Annotated in this window: 14 protein-coding genes; 9 read left to right on the forward strand and 5 right to left on the reverse strand. The window is 72.5% G+C overall.

Annotation, left to right across the window (positions count from 1 at the left end):
- Positions 1–5: 5 nt before the first annotated feature.
- The 4 genes from ABT034_RS26950 (at position 6) to ABT034_RS26965 (ending at position 6446) form a co-directional block, all read left to right on the forward strand.
- Positions 6–2561 carry an SUKH-4 family immunity protein gene (locus ABT034_RS26950; protein ID WP_351219574.1) on the forward strand — a complete coding sequence of 852 codons (2556 nt, stop codon included), beginning with the start codon at positions 6–8 and terminating at the stop codon, positions 2559–2561.
- 121 nt (positions 2562–2682) lie between these two features.
- Entirely contained in the window at positions 2683–3693 is a 1011-nt protein-coding gene (locus ABT034_RS26955; protein WP_351219576.1) for a coiled-coil domain-containing protein, read from the forward strand.
- Positions 3694–3709: 16 nt separating this feature from the next.
- Positions 3710–4087 carry a VOC family protein gene (locus tag ABT034_RS26960; RefSeq protein ID WP_351219578.1) on the forward strand — a complete coding sequence of 126 codons (378 nt, stop codon included), beginning with the start codon at positions 3710–3712 and terminating at the stop codon, positions 4085–4087.
- A 70-nt stretch (positions 4088–4157) separates the two neighbouring features.
- The gene (locus ABT034_RS26965; RefSeq protein ID WP_351219580.1) at positions 4158–6446 is read left to right on the forward strand and encodes an FG-GAP repeat domain-containing protein; all 2289 of its coding nucleotides are present in this window, start codon (positions 4158–4160) and stop codon (positions 6444–6446) included.
- On the opposite strand, the gene ABT034_RS26970 is transcribed toward ABT034_RS26965, so the two are convergent.
- Positions 6443–6940, reverse strand: coding sequence for an ATP-binding protein (locus ABT034_RS26970; RefSeq protein ID WP_351219582.1), 498 nt, complete (start codon positions 6938–6940; stop codon positions 6443–6445). The two genes, ABT034_RS26965 and ABT034_RS26970, sit on opposite strands and share 4 nt — an antisense overlap.
- Before the next feature lie 103 nt (positions 6941–7043).
- Between ABT034_RS26970 and ABT034_RS26975 the strand changes: the two genes are divergently transcribed.
- Both ABT034_RS26975 and ABT034_RS26980 read left to right on the forward strand, forming a co-directional pair.
- On the forward strand, positions 7044–7904 hold the full coding sequence (locus tag ABT034_RS26975; protein ID WP_351219584.1) for a helix-turn-helix domain-containing protein: 861 nt from the start codon (positions 7044–7046) through the stop codon (positions 7902–7904).
- Positions 7901–8089, forward strand: a complete 189-nt coding sequence (locus ABT034_RS26980; RefSeq protein WP_351219586.1) for a DUF397 domain-containing protein — start codon at positions 7901–7903, stop codon at positions 8087–8089. Before ABT034_RS26975 ends, ABT034_RS26980 begins: the two co-directional genes overlap by 4 nt.
- Positions 8090–8154: 65 nt before the next feature.
- Here the strand turns inward: ABT034_RS26980 and ABT034_RS26985 are convergent, their stop codons facing one another.
- From ABT034_RS26985 to ABT034_RS26995, 3 genes are all read right to left on the reverse strand, one after another.
- A complete protein-coding gene (locus ABT034_RS26985; protein WP_351219588.1) occupies positions 8155–8772 on the reverse strand; it encodes a DUF1707 SHOCT-like domain-containing protein in 618 nt (205 codons plus the stop codon).
- Positions 8773–8845: 73 nt separating this feature from the next.
- Complete coding sequence (locus ABT034_RS26990) at positions 8846–10159, reverse strand: serine/threonine-protein kinase (RefSeq protein ID WP_351219590.1); 1314 nt, start codon at positions 10157–10159, stop codon at positions 8846–8848.
- An 82-nt stretch (positions 10160–10241) separates the two neighbouring features.
- Entirely contained in the window at positions 10242–11450 is a 1209-nt protein-coding gene (locus ABT034_RS26995; protein WP_351219592.1) for an erythromycin esterase family protein, read from the reverse strand.
- A 58-nt stretch (positions 11451–11508) separates the two neighbouring features.
- Between ABT034_RS26995 and ABT034_RS27000 the strand changes: the two genes are divergently transcribed.
- Positions 11509–12228, forward strand: coding sequence for a TioE family transcriptional regulator (locus tag ABT034_RS27000; RefSeq protein ID WP_351219594.1), 720 nt, complete (start codon positions 11509–11511; stop codon positions 12226–12228).
- Positions 12229–12273: 45 nt separating this feature from the next.
- On the opposite strand, the gene ABT034_RS27005 is transcribed toward ABT034_RS27000, so the two are convergent.
- Positions 12274–13863 (reverse strand): MFS transporter, encoded by a 1590-nt coding sequence (locus ABT034_RS27005; protein ID WP_351219596.1) that lies wholly within the window; start codon positions 13861–13863, stop codon positions 12274–12276.
- A 203-nt stretch (positions 13864–14066) separates the two neighbouring features.
- On the opposite strand from ABT034_RS27005, the gene ABT034_RS27010 reads away from it, so the two are divergent.
- Both ABT034_RS27010 and ABT034_RS27015 read left to right on the forward strand, forming a co-directional pair.
- On the forward strand, positions 14067–14855 hold the full coding sequence (locus ABT034_RS27010; RefSeq protein WP_351219598.1) for an ABC transporter ATP-binding protein: 789 nt from the start codon (positions 14067–14069) through the stop codon (positions 14853–14855).
- Entirely contained in the window at positions 14852–17434 is a 2583-nt protein-coding gene (locus ABT034_RS27015) for an ABC transporter permease (RefSeq protein ID WP_351219600.1), read from the forward strand. The genes ABT034_RS27010 and ABT034_RS27015 overlap by 4 nt, the downstream gene beginning before the upstream one ends.
- The last annotated feature ends 38 nt before the right edge of the window (positions 17435–17472 follow it).

Genomic DNA, 17472 nt, shown 5'->3' on the forward strand with positions numbered 1-17472 from the left:
GGGCTGTGGTGACCTTCGCGCAGGCGCAGGAGCGCGCCGAGGAGTGGATCAACGGCGAGCTGCCGGCGTACCAGCACCGTGAGGTGCGGGTCCGGGAGTTCGATCTCGGCTTCGTGGTGTGGGCGGAGGACCGCGAGGGCGGGCCGACGTCGGACGGCGGCCGTCAGCGGCTCGTGATCGCCCGGGACAGCGGCGAGGCGACGCTGTGGCCGTCGCTGCCGGTGGGCGAGGTGATCCGCCGGTACGAGGAGGAGTACGGGGCCGCGGAGGAGGTTCCGGCGCAGGCGGCGGTTCCGGCGGCCCGGATCGACCTGAACCAGACGTCGTTCCTGCTGAGTCCGCCGGAGTGGTTGCAGGACGCGGCGGACCGGATCGGGCTGCCGAAGCAGCCGAACGTGTCGCAGGAGAGCGGGAGTTCGGCGGCGCCGGTGGACGACGCGTCGGAGCCGGTGGGCGCGGCGGGTCCTTCGGCTTCGGTGGCGTCGTCGTCGACGTCGTCTTCGGGCGGGTTCCCTTCGGCGGGGGCTCCTTCGCCTTCACCTTCCGCTTCCTCGGGGGGCGGTGCCGTCGCGTACGAGCCGACGGCGATGGACGGTGTCCCGGCGGAGACGCCGGCCGCTCCGCCGGCCGCTCCGCTGCCCCCGGCCGCGCCCGCGGGCAGCCCGTGGGTCGACGCCAACGCGAGCTCCGGTGGCGTGGACGGGGCGGTGCCGTTGCCCGCGACCGTGTTCGCGCCGGCGTTGTCCGGGACGGACGACGAGGACGCCCCGCCGCCGCAGGTGGGCGCCGACGCGCCGACCGCCCTGATGCACGGCGGCAGCGCGCTCCCGCCGACCGCCGTCGCGCCCCGGCTCGACCCGGCCGCGCCGCCGCCGCCCGGTGTTCAGGTTGCCCCGTCCGCGCCGAGCCCGTCGCCGTTGCCGCTGCCGCAGCCCGGTCCTGGTGGCTCGGGTGGTCCAGGTGGGCAGGCCGGTCCGGGAGTGCCGCCGCCGCCCGCGCCTTCCGCGCCCGCGCCTTCGGCGCCGGGTGCCGGGGACATCGCGGACGCCGCGACCAGCAAGGCCGCGCTGCCGCCGAAGGCCGGTCGCGGCCCGGCGACGCCTCCTCCGCCGCCGGGAGCCCCCGGGGTGCCGGGAGCCTCGTCGGGCGCCGGCGCGTACATCCCCACGCAGCTGGTCTCGCAGCTCGGGCCCGAAGGCATCCAGCCGCCCGGCCCTCCCGGGCCTCCTGGTCCTCCCGCGCCTCCCGGTCCGCCGCCCGCTCCGGCGCCGCCCGGTCCGCCGACGCCGCCGCAGCCCGTGCACCACGCCGCGACGATGCTGGCGCACCCGGGCCAGAGCGGTCCCGGCGCGCCTCCGCCGCCCCCGCCGCCGCCGGGCATGCCCGGTGCGCCCGGCACGCCTGCGGGCGGGGTCGCGCACGCCGCGACGATGCTGGCGCACCCGGGTCCCGCTGGTCCTTCGGCGCCGCAGCCTCCGGGCCCGCCGGCTCCGCCGCCGCCGCTGCACGGTGGGCACACGCCGCCGCCCGCGCCCGTACCTCCGGCGCCCGTACCCCCCGCGTACGGCTATCCGCAGCAGCCGGTGGGTCAGCCGACGGTCGGCCCCGGCTACCAGGCGGTGCTGCGGTATCGCGCGCCCGACGGTTCCGAGGCGCAGATCATCCGGCGTTCGGCGCCGGGCACCCCGCACCCGGAGTGGCAGATCCTGCACGAGCTGCGCGCGATGAACGTGCCGCCGCAGCAGGTGCTCGAACTCCACACGGAGCTGGAGTCCTGCGAGCTGCCGGGCGGTTACTGCGCCCGGATGATCCGGGAGACGTGGCCGCAGGCGCGGATCACCAGCATCGCCCCGTACGGTCGTGATCACACGGGCCGCCAGCAGGGCATGCGGCAACTCCTGACCCACCAGGGCGAGTTGCACCAGGTCGCGGACGGCCCGGCGCGTCCGGCGCCGGTACGGGCGCCGCTGCCGCAGGTGCAGCCCGCGCCGCCGGTCCCGCCGGAGGCGATCGCGCAGGAGCTGGCCGGGGCGTTCGGTCCGGGCGTCCTCCGCTTCGACCAGCACGCGGTGTCCCGTCAGGGCGTGCCGGAGCTGGTGGCGCGGACGCTGGTGTGGGCGGGGCTTCCGGCGGACTTCGGTCCGTTCTTCTGGGCGCAGCCGGCCGTGCCGGTGGTGCCGACGCTGGCCGAGCTGGCGGCGCAGCGGCAGGTCCAGGCCGCGCCGGACGCGAGCTCGTACCTGGTGCTCGGGTCGGACTTCGGGCGGGCGCTGTGCGTCCAGTACGGCACCGCGCACATCGTGGCGGTGCCGGTGGAGGCCGGTCCCGGTGGGCAGGTGGTGCCGCCGCAGTTCGTGAACACGGGGCTGCCGGAGTTCACCCGTTCGATGGCGCTGCTCGGCCGGATGTGGCGGCTGAGGTTCGGGCTCAACCCGGAGCAGGCGGGCCGCTGGACGGTCGATTTCCAGGCGCAGCTGGCGATGCTGGACCCGGCGGCGCTCTCGTCGCCGGAGAACTGGTGGTCGGTGCTTCTGGAACAGATGTGGGACGGCCTCCTGTAGGGGGTACTGAACGGGATGTGACGAAGGGCGCTCGACGTGTGTGCACGTTGGGCGCCTTTTGTCCGTTCTGATGGAGCATCCTGGACGTTCGGGTTCGGGTCGCAGGGAAGGGGCGTCAGGGATGAGTTTCGCCGTCGGACGGGGGCGCGGGTACCGCCCCGAGCAGGTCGACCGTTACCTGGCCGCGCTCTCCGAGGACCGCGACGGCGCGTGGGAGCGGGCCGCGCGGCTCACGGTCCTCGCGAAGGAGATGGAGGCCGAGGCGGCTCGGCTGCGGGCGGCCGTCGAGGCGCTCCCGCCGCAGCGGTACGAGTCCCTCACCGACCGGGCGCGGAAGATCCTCGAGCTCGCCGAGCAGGAGGACGAGACGCTCGTACGGGAGGCAGAGGCGGAGGCGCAGTCCCTCGCGGAGGCGGCGGAGACGGCGGCCCGGGAGGCGGCGGAGGCGGCGCGGACGTACGCGGAGGGCGTCCGGGAGGCGGCCGAGGCGGCGGCCCGCGCGACCCTGGAGGCGGCGCGGGCCCGGGCCGAGGAACTGACGTCGGACGCGACCCGCGAGGCGGAGGAACTGCGGGGCGCGGCGCGGGAGGTCTTCGAGGACACCGAGCGGCGCACGGCGGAACTCCTGGCGAAGCAGCGCGCGGACCAGAAGGCGGTACGGGACGAGGCCGAGCGCGAGGCGGCCGGCAAGGCGTCCGCACTGGACGCCCACCACGAGGAACTGCTCACGCACGCGGAGGCCCGGCTCGCGGACGCCCGAAGGACCCTGTCGGAGACGGAGGAAGAGGCCCGCCACGGCCAGGAGGACGCGGAGGCGCGCGCGGGCGAACTGCTGGCCGGGGCGCGCCTGAAGGCGGAACGGACCGAACGCGAGACGGAACGGGTCCTGCGGGAACACGAGGAGGCGCGGGACGAGATCCACGCGCACATGGAACACATCCGCCACTCGCTGGCAGCGCTGACGGGGAGGGTGGCGGGGCCGCCGGGGGAGGGGGAAGGACCGGGGCGGGAGCCGGGGGAGGGGCAGGACTCGGAGCCGGAGCCGGAGCCGGGGCAGGGGTCGGACCCGGACCCGGAGCATGGGTCGGATCCGGACCCGGACGGAAACTCCCGTGCCGACGTGGAGCGCTGAACCTACGCTCGCGGCCATGCGTATGACACTGACCGCCGTCAACCTGGACTGCCCCGACCCGCTCGCGCTGGCCCGCTTCTACGCGAAGGCCACCGGCCTGTCCCTGCACGAACGCTCGGGCGACGACTTCGCGGGCCTGGTCGGCGACCACGGTCTGGTGATCGGCTTCCAGCGCGTCGCGGACCACCGCCCGCCGACCTGGCCGGACGGCGAGGTCCCGCAGCAACTGCACCTGGACTTCGCCGTCGACGACCTCGACGAGGCGGTGGCCCGGCTCGTGGAGTGGGGTGCCACGGTCCCGGCGGACCAGCCCCGCCCGGACCTGTGGCGGGTGGTCCTGGACCCGGCGGGGCACCCGTTCTGTGTCTCGCCCCGCAAGCGGCCGGAGGCGTAACGGAAAGCCGGTGGAAACCGGTTGCCGTGCGTCCGATACCCTCCCCTCTCCCAGGGGAGGGAACATCCACTTGAACCACGCACGTCCACGCGGCCGCCGTCTCGCGGCCGCCGCCGTCACCATCGTCCTCGCCGCCACGGGCGGCACGCTGACCACGCTCCCGGCCACGGCAGCCGTTCCGGCCGCCACGCAGGAGGACCAGCAGCAGACCGCGGTGAGCTTCCCGCGGAACGCGGACGTCGTTGGGGCGGGCCCGAGCGGCTTCCTGTCGAAGACGCGCGGCACCGCACCTGAGTTCCGCTGGACCTGGTACGTGGACGGCTCGTCGATCGTGCTGCCCGGGGCCACCACCGCCGCCGCAGGCGGTTCGGACCTGGTCGTCACCGTCGACAATTCCGCCCCCGTCGCCGGCCGGGTGCTCCGGGTCTACGACCTCTCGACGCCCGCCACCGGCGCGGGAGCCCCGCAGGAGGTGGACCTCGACGCGCTCGGCGACGGTTACTTCTTCGAGAGCGTTGCCGGCACCACCTTGCTCCTCGGGCGGTACGAGGACGGCGCCCCCGCGCGGCAGTACGCCCTCACGCTCGACGGCACCCCACCGCAGCCCAGATGGCTGGACGGATCGCCCGGCTTCGACTGCTACAGCGGATACGACGGCTGGACCGACACCGGTTCCGCGCTCTACGAGTGCTACTTCGACGCGGCCGGGCTGGCCGCCAAGGTTCTCGTCGATCTCGCGACGGGTCACAAGCACACGTACGTGCAGACCCAGGACCAGTGGGCCCGGCCGGGCGCCGTCTCCGCCACGCACGTGGCCTGGCGGGAGGCGCGGATGTCGGGAGGCCGTTCCATCCGCGGGATCGTTGCCTACCAGCGCGGCAAGGCCGGCGAGCTGTGGTTCCCGTCGGACGACAACCTGGAAGACCCGATGTATCTGGTGGGCAGCTGGATGGCATCCGGCCAGAAGGCCCACATCGACTTGCCCGCCTCCGGTATAGGGGCGAATCGGACGGCGCGGCCGTTCACCGTCCAGTCGGCCGTCACTGGTGAGAAGGCCGTCCTTCTCACCGCGTTCTCCTCCGCCGTCGCCGGTCCCGGCGGCTCGCTCCTCGTGCGCGGCGGCACCCCCGAGCACGGCGAAGGCCTCTACCGGATCTCGCCCCGCGCCGACGGCAGCCGACCCGCCGTCGAGCTGGTCGCGTCCACGGGGCAGGCGACCGTCGTCACCCTCACGGGCTCCGTCACACCGACGACGATCTCCAGCGACCAGCTCGCGAGTGGGTTCGACTTCAGCTGGGACCTGTCGCGGGGGGACGTGTACGTAGGCCTCAGCCTGAAGCACGTCGGCAGCGGGCAGTCGATGTGGCAGGAGTGGCCCCACAGCGCCGCCGCCGTCGACGGTGTCCCCCGCCGGATCACCTGGCGCTGGGACGGCAAGGATCCGGAGCGCCCGGGCGGACTGCTGAGCCCCGCCCGTGCGGGCGAGTACGAGTGGGAGATCGCCGCCCTGCCGGAGGAAGGGATCGGCCCCTCGCTGATCACGAAGGGCCGGTTCACCGTGACCCGGCCCCCGGCGCCGCACGACTTCGACGGCGACGGCACCGCCGACCTCTTCACCCGGGTGGCCAACGGCGGTCTGTGGTTCCACCGTTCACAGCCCTTCGCGGTGGGCGGTTCGATCAAGGAAGTGGCCGGCTCGCCGATCGGCAGCTCTTGGCAGGTCTACGACCGGCTCGAAGCCGCCGGGAACATCGCCGGCACGACCGCGCCCGAGGTCCTCGCCCGGGAGGCCTCCGGTGTCCTCTGGCTCTACCAGGGCACCGGTGACCGGACCAAGCCGCTCTCGGTCCGGACGAGGATCGGCGTCGGCTGGCAGGCGTACAACCACCTGGCGGCCGGCAGCGACCTCACCGGCGACGGCCGGGCGGACCTGGTCGCCACCGACAAGGCGGGCGACCTGTACCTGTACAAGGGCACGGGCTCGGCCACCACACCCTTCGCCACCCGCAAGAAGATCGGCGTCGGCTGGGGCGTCTACAACCAGCTCACCGCCACCGGCAACCTCGCCGGAGGCCCCGCCGGTGACCTCGTCGCCCGGGACAAGGCCGGTGTCCTCTGGCTGTACCTCGGCAAGGGCGACGGCACCTTCGCCGCCCGCACCCGGATCGGCGTCGGCTGGGGCGGCTTCACCGACCTGGTGGGCCTCGGGGACGCCAACGGTGACGGGCGCGCCGACCTGTTCGCCTCCGCCACCGGCGCCACCACCTTCTACGCCGGTACGGGGGACTGGAGGGCGCCCTTCAAGCCCGGCGCGCGCACCGGTGTCGGGATCCATCTGACGCCTCACACCGCCTTCTAGGCCGGTCCCGTGAGGTCGCACTCGGCCCAGACCGTCTTCCCCGGCGCCTGAAGCCTCGGGCACCAGCCCCAGCGGTCGGCGAGCCCGTCGACGAGCAGCAACCCCCGGCCCCCGTCCGACAGTTCCGGACCGGGGCCGGGGAGGTTTCCGGGCCGGGGCGGTACGCGCTCGGCGCGGGTGTCGCTCACCTCGATCCGCACGACGGGCCGGGGCTCCGCCGTGATCCTCAGGAGCAGGTGGAAGTCCCGCCCCGGCACGTGCCCGTGCCGTACCGCGTTCGCGGTCAGCTCGGCGGCGACGAGGACGACGGTCTCGTGCACCCCGGTCCCGTACGGGACGCCCCACTCGTCCAACCGGACGGCCACGAGCCGCCGGGCGAGACGGGCGCCCCTGGGCGTCGACGTGAACCGCAGGGCGAAGGCCCGGCCATCCAAGTAAGGCGAGTTGCGCGAGAGTTGGGCGGGGCCGGTGGGGCTGAGGTTGTCGCTCATCATGCCTCCCAAGGTCCTCTTGGTGGCGTAGCGTGACCAGTGGTGACGCACCGACGTGATGGCCTTGTACGTGGTGTGTCGGTGCACGTACGAAAGGCGGGGTGCGGTGGCGGATGAGCAGGCGGAGCCCGAGGCCGACGAGGTGGAGGGCGCCCAGGCGGCGGACAAGTCCGGGCGGGGTGTGGTGGCCGCGTTCGGGCAGAGCCTGAAGACGTTGCGGGTGCGGGCGGGGCTGGAGCGGGAGGAGTTCGGCAAGCGGCTGGGCTACTCGGCCTCCAGCATCGCCTCCTTCGAACAGGGACGGAGGATCCCGCCGCCGCGCGCGATCGACCGCTCCGATGAAGTACTGGATGCGGGTGGGCTGCTGACGGTTTGGAAGGACCAGCTGGAGAAGGCGCAGTACCCGGCGTTCTTCCAGGGGATGGCGGAGCTGGAGAAGCGGGCGATAGAGCTGCTGGCGTACGACACCCTCGTGGTCAACGGCTTGCTCCAGACCGAGGAGTACATGCGGGCGCTGCTGGGCAATCGCCGTCCGCCGCTCGACCCGGAGACGATCGAGCAGCGGGTGACCGCCCGGCTGGCCCGGCAGGACATCTTCGACCGACGTCCCGAGCCGCTGCTGAGCTTCGTCATGTGCGAGTCGGTGGTGCGACGGAAGTTCGGTGGGAAGGAAGTGCTCCGCGGGCAGCTGGAGCAACTCCTCATCATCGGTCAGCGGAGGAACGTCGAGCTCCAGGTCATGCCGCTCGACAGCGAGGACAGCGCCGGCGTGGACGGGCCGTTCACCGTCATCACGCGCGAGGACGGGAAGAGGTTCGTCTACGCCGAGGCGCAGGGTGCTGGCGCTCTGGAGACCGACGCCAAACAGGCCGTTCTCGCCGCAGCGCGCTATGGGATCATCCGGTCACAGGCTCTCACCCCGCGAGAGTCGCTGGCGTTCATCGAGAAGTTGCTAGGAGAGCTATGAACAACACCGAGCCCCTCGCCTGGTTCAAGAGCAGCTACAGCGGTGCCGAGGGCGGCCAGTGCGTCGAGGTCGCGACCCGCGCGGGAGCCGTGCACGTCCGTGACTCCAAGGACGTGGCCCGGCCGGCCCTCCGGGTCTCGCGCGACGCGTGGGCCGGATTCGTCGGGCTCGCCTCGGCGGAGTAGTACAGCCGCCGCTTGTACGTGAGCCCTGCCCGTCCCCGTGGGAAGGGCAGGGCTCCCTCACGCTCCTAGCCCTGCGTCGGGTTGCCGTCCAGCTTGCGTCGTTCGCGGCGGCTGGGGTGGCGGATCACCACGCCTCCCGCGCCGCCGGAGCCGGTGAGGCGGAGCAGCGGAGTGCCCGGGAGCCGGGCGGGGGTGGTCTCGTCCTTCAGGCCGCCGACGCCGGGGTCCATGCCGCCGGTGTCAGCGACCCAGCTGTCGGGGATGACGATCGTGACCCCGGACGTCTCCCCGTACGCCTCCACCACCACCTCCGTGAGGCGGCACTCGACCCGGGTGAAGTCGAGCTTCACACCCCCCACGCCGCCGTGCGCGATCACCCGCCCGGGGACCTCCCAGGCGCCGGGGCCCCGGGAGGCGCCGTACATGCCGCCCTTGAGCACCAGCGGCGGCCGGTTGGCGAGGGAGTCGACCGGGGGCAGGTCGGCGGTCAGGGCGGCCAGTTCGCCCTGCGTCTTGGAGGTCAGCGCCTGCTCCAGGCGCGTGTCCAGCTCATCGAAATCGATGCGCCCCTCGGCTGCCGCGTCGCGCAGCTGGTCCACCACCGCTTCCCGGTCGTCGTGGGAGGCGCGAATGTCCCCCGACGGGGCGGGGCGCGGCGAAGGTTCCGGAAGGTGGGCTGTCATGGCCCCCAGGGTAGGCAGCCGCCCGCCCGAACGGACCGGGATCGCACTTCTTCTCTCGGAGTGCGGAACGCCCTCAGTCGTTCAGGTGCGGGGACACGCACAGGTCCCACTCCGTCTTGGTGTCCTGGTCCGCGAACTTAATGACCTGACGGTCGCCAAGGCTCACCCACAAGGGGTAGCTGTTGCAGCTGGCCCCCTCCGCGTACGGGCCGGCCTGCGAGGGCAGCCGGTACTTGACGGTGTATTTGGTGGCGGCTGACCAGCAAGGAACCTTGACCCATTCGCCGGCATCCGGTGAATCGGCACCCGCGTCGACGTGGTGGACGCAGTCCCCCACTCCGGCGGAGGAGACATCCCTGTTGATTCCCCCGCTGCCGCTGGCCTCGTTGGCGAAGGAGGTGTTGTTCGCGTACAGGAGGACCAGCACGGTGGCCAGCCCACCCAATATGCCGGCAACCCACAAGTCCTCCTTGCGCTCGCGTGACAGCTTCTTGGTGGGGGGTTTCAATGCCGGGGGCTGCAGCTCCGGTCTGGTCCATACGGGGGGCAGCAGCGCCCCCTTGGTCTCCGACGTCGTCTCCTCCCTCTTTGCCGGGGAGTCGAGCAGCCGCAGCGCCTCGCGGATGGACGGGCGGTCGGCCGGGTCTTTCTGCAGGAGGGCCGTGATGAGTGGTTCGAGGCGGCCGGCCCGGCGCATCGGTGGGGTGTTCTCGAATGCCACTGCGTGGATCGTTCCGGCTGGGTTGTCGCGGTGGAACGGGACGGTGCCTTCCACGGCCTCGTACAGGGTGATGCCCAGCGAGAACAGGTCGCCTGCGGGGCCGCCCTTCTCGCCCTGGGCCCGTTCCGGGGAGAGGTAGGACGGGGAGCCGATGACCAGGCCGGTCTGGGTCAGCTTGGAGTCGGTCTGGTTGACGGCGATGCCGAAGTCGGTGAGCAGGATCTGGCTCTGCGAGGTCACCATGACGTTGGCCGGTTTGATGTCGCGGTGCACGATGCCCTGCTTGTGGGCCGCGTCGAGGGCGCACAGGAGTGCCTTGGCGACCTTCTCGGTGGTGTCCACCGAGAGGCGCCCCTTCCCGGCCAGCCTGTCCTGGAGGGTGCCGCCCTCCACGAGCTGCATCACGATCCAGGGGGCGCCGTCCACGGTGACCACGTCGTGGACGCTGACGATGTTGGGGTGATCGCGCAGCTTGGCGGCATTGCGGGCCTCGCGTCCGGCGCGGAGGAGGAGGTCCTTGCGATCGTCCTCGGAGAGGTGCTCGCTGAGGAATAACTCCTTTACCGCGACGTCGGTTTGGAGGGTTTCGTCGCGCGCTGCCCAGACCCGTCCGAAGCCGCCGGAGCCCAGGGCACGGTCGAGCCGGTACCGGTCACCTATCAGCAACCCTCGAGTTCCCCGCACCACGACGCCCCCTCGGCTCCACTGCCAGTCGGTAGTGGTGAAGATAGTGCCAGGGCCGCTGATTTCATGAGGGATGGACGACGTCCTTCACGAACACCATGCCGTCGCTGTCGGTCAGGTGCGCCGGATCGAAGGGGGCGTAGCCGAACCACGGGGACACGCGGCGGGTGAGGCGGGCGCCGTCGAGGGTGGTCGTCAGGCGTCGGGTGTCGACGACGCAGCTCTCGGCCGGTTGGGCGTACAGGAGGCCTTCGAGGGTGTCCGGGGGCGGCGCGTCGACGCCCTGGTGCCCGATCGTGCCGAGAGCCGTGGCCAGGAACCCGTACTCCTCGCCCAGTTCGGCGCTCACCAGCGACCCCGCGCCCCACCACTCCACCCGCCCCTCCCACATCCGCATCGAGCTCTGCTCCCGCTGGAGATGGGAGTTGTGGGCGTGGACGAGTGCCGGGCCCCGGGCGGCGACGGCGAGGAGGTTCTGGGCCATCATCAGGTCCCGTTGCGTGCAGAGGCGCGTCATGCGCGACGGCGACGGGTCGGCCATCGCGTGGTGGTAGCGCAGGAGGCCGACGGCGGTGCGGGCGTACAGCCGTGCCCGGTCCCGGTCGTCCCGCGAGGTCGTCGCGAGGAGGTGCGGTGTCTGGGCGTCGAGCAGTGCCGTCAGTTCGTCGGTCAGCAGCCGCAGCTCGCCCGCCTCGGCCGACCGTCCCACCGACCTGCTCGGGTCCATCATCGCCGCCGGTTCGGTCCATCGGTCGTCGGTGCCGAGCAGGTCGTCGAGGGTCTCCCGGGTGTAGGGGAGCAGGTCCGCTTCGACCCCGGCCGCGACGAGGTAGTCGTGGAGGGCGGTGAGGGCCTGGCGGGGGCTTTCGGCGGCGGCGATCTCCAGCGGGCCGTCGAAGCCGGCGAAGCGGAGGCGGTCGGAGGCGGGGCGGCCTTCGTTGAAGTGGCTCATCCAGCGCACGAGTTCGCGGTTGGCGGCGGAGGCGCCCCAGTCGTGGCTGAAGCCCTGCTCCATGACCTCGTCGAGCGTGCCCGTGCCCGAGGTGACGTGGTCGTCCACGATCAGGCCCCGCACGCAGTCGCTCTCGATCGCGATCGCGCGGTAGCCCTCCTCCTCGACGAGCTGCCGGAAGAGGTCGTTGCGCAGATCGAGGAGGGCTTCCTCGCCATGGGTGGGCTCGCCCAGGGCGAGGAGTCGGGGCCGGGTCGGGAGCAGCCCCATGACGGCGGCGGCGTCGACGGGGTGGGTGGTGTCCTTGATGTCAGTCGCCATGCCTTCAACGGTATCGTTGAACCTTCGGTGGAGGCTTTTACGCAATAGCGGGGGGATTGTGGGGCGCAACCTTCAAAGCGAGGGGCGGCTGCGGCCCGTTGATCTCGCGCGCGTGCACGGTCTGTCCACGCAGGCGGTCAGGAACTACGAGGAGGCCGGCATCCTCCCCGTCGCCGACCGCAGCCCCTCCGGCTATCGCGCCTACACCCCGCTGCACGCGGGCGCGTTGCGCGCGTTTCTGGCGCTCGTGCCCGGCCACGGGCACCAGACGGCGGCGTCGATCATGCGGGCCGTGAACGAGGGCGCGGTCGACGAGGCGTTCCGGCTCATCGACGAGAGCCACGCCCAGCTGCTCGACGACCGGCGGACCCTGCGGGCCGTCGAGAGCGCCCTTCGCGACCTGGGGCCCGCCGCGGTGCCTGATCCCGAGCCCGGTGGCACCTTCATCGGGCCGCTCGCGGAGCAGCTCGGCATCCGGCCCGCGACCCTACGGAAGTGGGAACGCGCCGGTCTCGTACGCCCCCGCCGTGACCCTCGGACCGGGTACCGCGTCTACGACGACGCCGACGTACGGGATGCCCGCCTCGCCCACCAGCTCAGGCGGGGCGGCTATCTGCTGGAGCGGATCGCCCCCTTGATCGCGCAGGTACGGGCGGCCGGCGGGCTCGAACCGCTGGAGGCCGCCCTCGGCGACTGGCACGGACGGCTGTCCGGGCGGGGGAGGGCGATGCTTGCGGGGGCGGCGGAGCTGGAGGCGTACCTCCGCGAGCGCGGCTGAGACTCCCGTACACGGGACTCCTGTCGTTGAGGCTCCCGGACCCCGTCATTCAGCACCGTGTCGCTCCCCCTCCTTCCCCTCCTCCCCCTCCCCCTCCAGGACCGGGAAGCGGCGCGGTGCCAGGGTGAGGAGGGCCAGGAGGGCGAGAGCGGCGGCGGCCGCCGCGCCCAGGTACACGTAGTCGACCGCCGCGTCGACCGCACGCCGCAGGTGGTCGGCCGCCTCGGCGGTGAGGGAGCCCGGGGTGTCCAGGGAGCGGGCCAGGGCGTCCAGGTCGCCGGTGCCGCCGAGGCGGGCGGCGAGGACGCCGTTGGCGACGGCGCCGAACAGGGCCGCGCCGACGCTCTGGCCGACCTGGCGGCAGAAGAGGACGGAGGCGGTGGTCGTGCCGCGTTCCTCGTACGGGACGGTCGACTGCACACCGACGATCAGGGGCAGTTGGAAGAGGCCGAGCGCCCCGCCGAGCAGCAGCATCAGGAGCGCGGGCTGCCAGGCCTCGCCGGGGAACGGCAGGAACGGGAACGCGAGCAGCAGGACCAGCGCGAGCGAGATGCCGAGGACGGCGGTGAGCCGGAAGCCGATGCGGCCGTAGACCCGGTTGGAGAGCGCGGCCGCGATGGGCCAGCTGAGCGTCCATGAGGAGAGGACGAACCCGGCGGCGATCGGCCCGAGGCCCAGGACGGACTGGGCGTACGTGGGCAGGAAGACGGTCGGGGCGACCATGAGCAGGCCGAGGGCGCCGAGGGAGAGGTTGACGGCCGCGATCGTACGGCGGCGCCAGACCCAGCCGGGGATGATCGGTTCGGCCGCGCGCCGCTCGATGACGACGGTCAGGGCGGCGAGGGCGGCGGCCCCGCCGAGGAGGCCGAGGGACGGGGCGGAGAGCCAGGGCCAGGCGACGCCGCCCTGGACGAGCGCGGTGATGAGCAGCGCGCCGGTGGCGAAGATGGCGAGGGCCCCGGCCCAGTCGACGCGCACGCGCGCGCGGGGTGGGGCCTTCCTCGTCTCCGGTGCGTCCGCCCGGGTGCGGGCGGGTTCCACCAGGTGCCGGCTGATCAGCCAGAGGGCGAGCAGGCCGACCGGGAGGTTGATCAGGAAGATCCAGCGCCAGTCGGCGTACCCCGCGAGGAGGCCGCCGGCGGCCGGGCCCGCGATCGAGGAGGCGGCCCAGACGGAGGACAGCCGCGCCTGGATCCTGGGGCGTTCCTTCAGCGGGTAGAGGTCGGCGGCGATGGTCTGGACGGTGCCCTGGAGGGCGCCGCCGCCGAGGCCCTGGACGACGCGGAAGGCGATCAGGGAGGCCATGTCCCAGGCGGCGGCGCAGAGCAGGGAGCCGACGAGGAAGAGGACCGTCCCGGCGACGAGGACCGGCTTGCGGCCGAAGGTGTCGCTGAGCTTCCCGTACACCGGCAGGGTGACCGTCACGGCGAGCAGATAGCCGGCGAACAGCCAGGAGAAGACGGACAGTCCGCCGAGGTCGCCGACGATCTGCGGGACCGCGGTGGACACGATCGTGCCGTCGAGGGCGGCGAGGCCCATGGCGAGCATGAGCGCGAGGACGACGGGCCGGCGACGGTCGGAGGAGGGCGCCGGGGCCGGATCGGCTCCCGCGCGCGTGGTCGACGGGTCCGTCACCGAGTAGTTCCTTTCTTCGTACACCTAAATGGGCGCGGTCAGGGTCTCACCCGTACCAGGGGTGGAGGAACCCCTAGGGGCATCTCCCCCATACGGCCCAGGGGTCGTTCGTCCCGACGGAGGACGAGAAGGGGCCCGTCGGCTTCTTAACTTGAACTTACAAATCCCACTGCTCGACCCACCCACTGCTCCTAGGAGAGAACGTGACCACGGCTGTGACCATCCCCAGGCACGGGGGTACTGGAGGGCGTACGGCCGTCGCCGCGCGGGCGCGTCAGGTCGTCAAGGCGTACGGCTCCGGGGAGACCCGGGTCGTCGCGCTTGACTCCGTCGACGTCGACATCGCCCGGGGACAGTTCACCGCGATCATGGGACCCTCGGGTTCCGGCAAGTCGACCCTGATGCACTGCCTCGCCGGGCTCGACACCGTCACCAGCGGCGAGATCTACCTCGACGACACCGAGATCACCGGGCTCAAGGACAAGAAGCTCACCCAGCTGCGCCGGGACCGGATCGGTTTCATCTTCCAGGCGTTCAACCTGCTGCCGACCCTGAACGCCCTGGAGAACATCACGCTCCCCATGGACATAGCCGGCCGCAAGCCGGACGCCGAGTGGCTGCGCCGGGTCGTCGACACCGTCGGGCTCTCCGACCGGCTGAAGCACCGGCCGACCGAGCTCTCCGGCGGGCAGCAGCAGCGCGTCGCCGTGGCCCGCGCGCTCGCCGCCCGGCCCGAGATCATCTTCGGGGACGAGCCGACCGGAAACCTCGACTCGCGGGCCGGCGCCGAGGTCCTCGGCTTCCTCCGCACCTCCGTCGACGAGCTGGGCCAGACGATCGTCATGGTCACCCACGACCCCGTCGCCGCCTCCTACGCCGACCGTGTGCTCTACCTCGCCGACGGGCGGATCGTGGACGAGATGCTCCGGCCCACCGCCGACGCCGTCCTCGACCGCATGAAGGACTTCGACGCGCGCGGGCGGACGTCGTGACCGTCCTCAAGACCTCGCTGCGCAACTTCCTCGCGCACAAGGGCCGCATGGCGCTCTCCGCCGTCGCCGTCCTCCTCTCCGTCGCCTTCGTCTCCGGGACCCTCGTCTTCACGGACACGATGAACACGACGTTCGACAAGCTCTTCGCGTCGACCGCGTCCGACGTCACCGTCAGCCCCAAGGGCGGCTCGGTCAGGGACGAGACCCCGCAGTCCGGCCGCCCCGAGGCCTTCCCCGCCTCGCTCCTCGAGCAGGTACGCAAGGCCGACGGCGTCCAGGCCGCCCAGGGCGCCGTCGCCACGACCGGCGTCACCGTCGTCGACGCGAAGAACAAGAACGTCGGGCCCACCAGCGGCGCCCCGACCATCGCCGTCAACTGGAGCCCCAACGAGCTGCGTTCGGTGGAGATCGCCTCCGGCCACGAGCCGCGCGGCCCCACCGATGTCGTCGTCGACGGTGCCACCGCCGAGAAGCACGGCCTGAAGCTCGGCGACGAGCTGCGGACCATCTCCGTCATCGGTGACTTCACCGCGAAGATCTCCGGCATCGTCGACTTCAAGGTCACCAACCCGGGCGCCACCGTCGTCTACTTCGACACCCCCACCGCGCAGCGCGAACTGCTCGGCAAGGAAGGCCTGTTCACGCAGATCGCCGCCGACGCCGAGACCGGTGTCAGCGACGACGTCCTCAAGAGGAACATCGCCGCCGCCATCGGCGACGGCTACAAGCTCCAGACCGCCGCCGAGGCCGCCGACGAGGGCCGCGAGGACGTCGCCGGCTTCCTCGACGTCATGAAGTACGCGATGCTCGGCTTCGCCGGGATCGCCGTCCTCGTCGGCATCTTCCTCATCGTCAACACCTTCTCCATGCTGGTCGCCCAGCGCACCCGCGAGATCGGCCTCATGCGGGCCATCGGCTCCAGCCGCAAGCAGATCAACCGGTCCGTCCTCATCGAAGCGCTGCTCCTCGGCCTCGTCGGCTCGATCGCCGGAATCGCGGCGGGCGTCGGGCTCGCCGTCGGCCTCATGGAACTCATGTCCTCCATGGGCATGGAACTCTCCACCGGCGACCTCACCGTGAAGTGGACGACCCCCGCCGCCGGCCTCGCCCTCGGCATCGTCGTCACCGTCCTCGCCGCCTACATCCCGGCCCGCCGCGCCGGGAAGGTCTCCCCGATGGCCGCCCTCCGCGACGCGGGCACCCCCGCCGACGGCAAGGCCGGCCGGGTGCGGGGCGGGATCGGGCTCGCCCTCACCGCCACCGGAGCGGCCGCCCTGGTCGCCGCGGCCCGCGCCGAGGAGGCCGGTCCCGGATCGATGTGGCTCGGCCTCGGAGTCGTCCTCACCCTCCTCGGCTTCGTCGTCATCGGCCCGCTCCTCGCGGGCGGAGTCGTCCGCGCCCTCGGTGTCGTCGTCCTGCGGGTCTTCGGCCCGGTCGGCCGGATGGCCGAGCGGAACGCGCTCCGCAACCCGCGCCGCACCGGCGCGACCGGCGCCGCCCTGATGATCGGCCTCGCGCTCGTCGCCTGCCTGTCGGTCGTCGGCTCCTCGATGGTCGCCTCCGCCACCGACGAACTCGACCGGTCCGTCGGCGCCGACTTCATCGTGCAGTCCGGCACCGGGCAGCCGATCGTGCCGCAGGCCCAGGCCGCGCTGGAGAAGGCGCCGGGCCTCGACCACGTCAGCGAGTACAAGTGGGTCGACGCCACCGTCACCGACCCGCGCGGGAAGACCGCGAAGGCCGACCTGGCCGCCACCGACCCGACGTACATGGAGGACCTGCGCCGGGAGACCACCGCGGGCACCCTCGCCGGCGCCTACGGGCCGGGTGCGATGTCGGTGGGCAGCGACTACGCCACCGAGCACGGCGTGAAGGTCGGCGACACCCTGACCGTCGCCTTCGGAAGCGGCAAGGGCGGGAAGCCGGCGAAGCTCAAGGTCGCGGCGATCACCGCGGACACCGGCAACGTCGACAACGGGGTGATGTACACGAACGTCACCACCCTCGCCGAGTACGTCCCCGCCGACCGCCTGCCGAACAGCCTGCTCCTCCTCGCCAGCGCGAAGGACGGGCAGGAGACCGCGGCCTACCAGTCGCTCAAGGACGCGCTCGCGCCGTACCCGCAGTACAAGGTGAGCAACCAGGCCGACTACAAGGAGGACCTGAAGAACCAGGTCGGACAGCTGCTCAACATCGTGTACGGGCTCCTCGCCCTGGCGATCGTCGTCGCCGTCCTCGGTGTCGTGAACACGCTGGCCCTCTCGGTCGTCGAGCGGACCCGCGAGATCGGGCTCATGCGGGCGATCGGGCTCTCGCGGCGGCAGCTGCGGCGCATGATCCGCCTGGAGTCGGTGGTCATCGCGCTCTTCGGCGCCCTGCTCGGCCTCGGTCTGGGCATGGGCTGGGGCACGGCGGCCCAGAAGCTGCTGGCCCTTGAGGGCCTCGGCGTCCTGGAGATCCCGTGGCCGACGATCCTGACGGTGTTCGTGGGGTCGGCGTTCGTGGGGCTGTTCGCAGCCCTTGTGCCGGCGTTCCGAGCGGGCCGGATGAACGTCCTGAACGCGATCGCGAGCGAGTAGCGGCGGTACGTGTCTCCCGTACGGCCCCGGAGGCCCCT

Source organism: Streptomyces sp. NPDC002773 (assembly GCF_040295605.1).
In the GTDB taxonomy this organism is placed as follows: Bacteria; Actinomycetota; Actinomycetes; order Streptomycetales; family Streptomycetaceae; genus Streptomyces.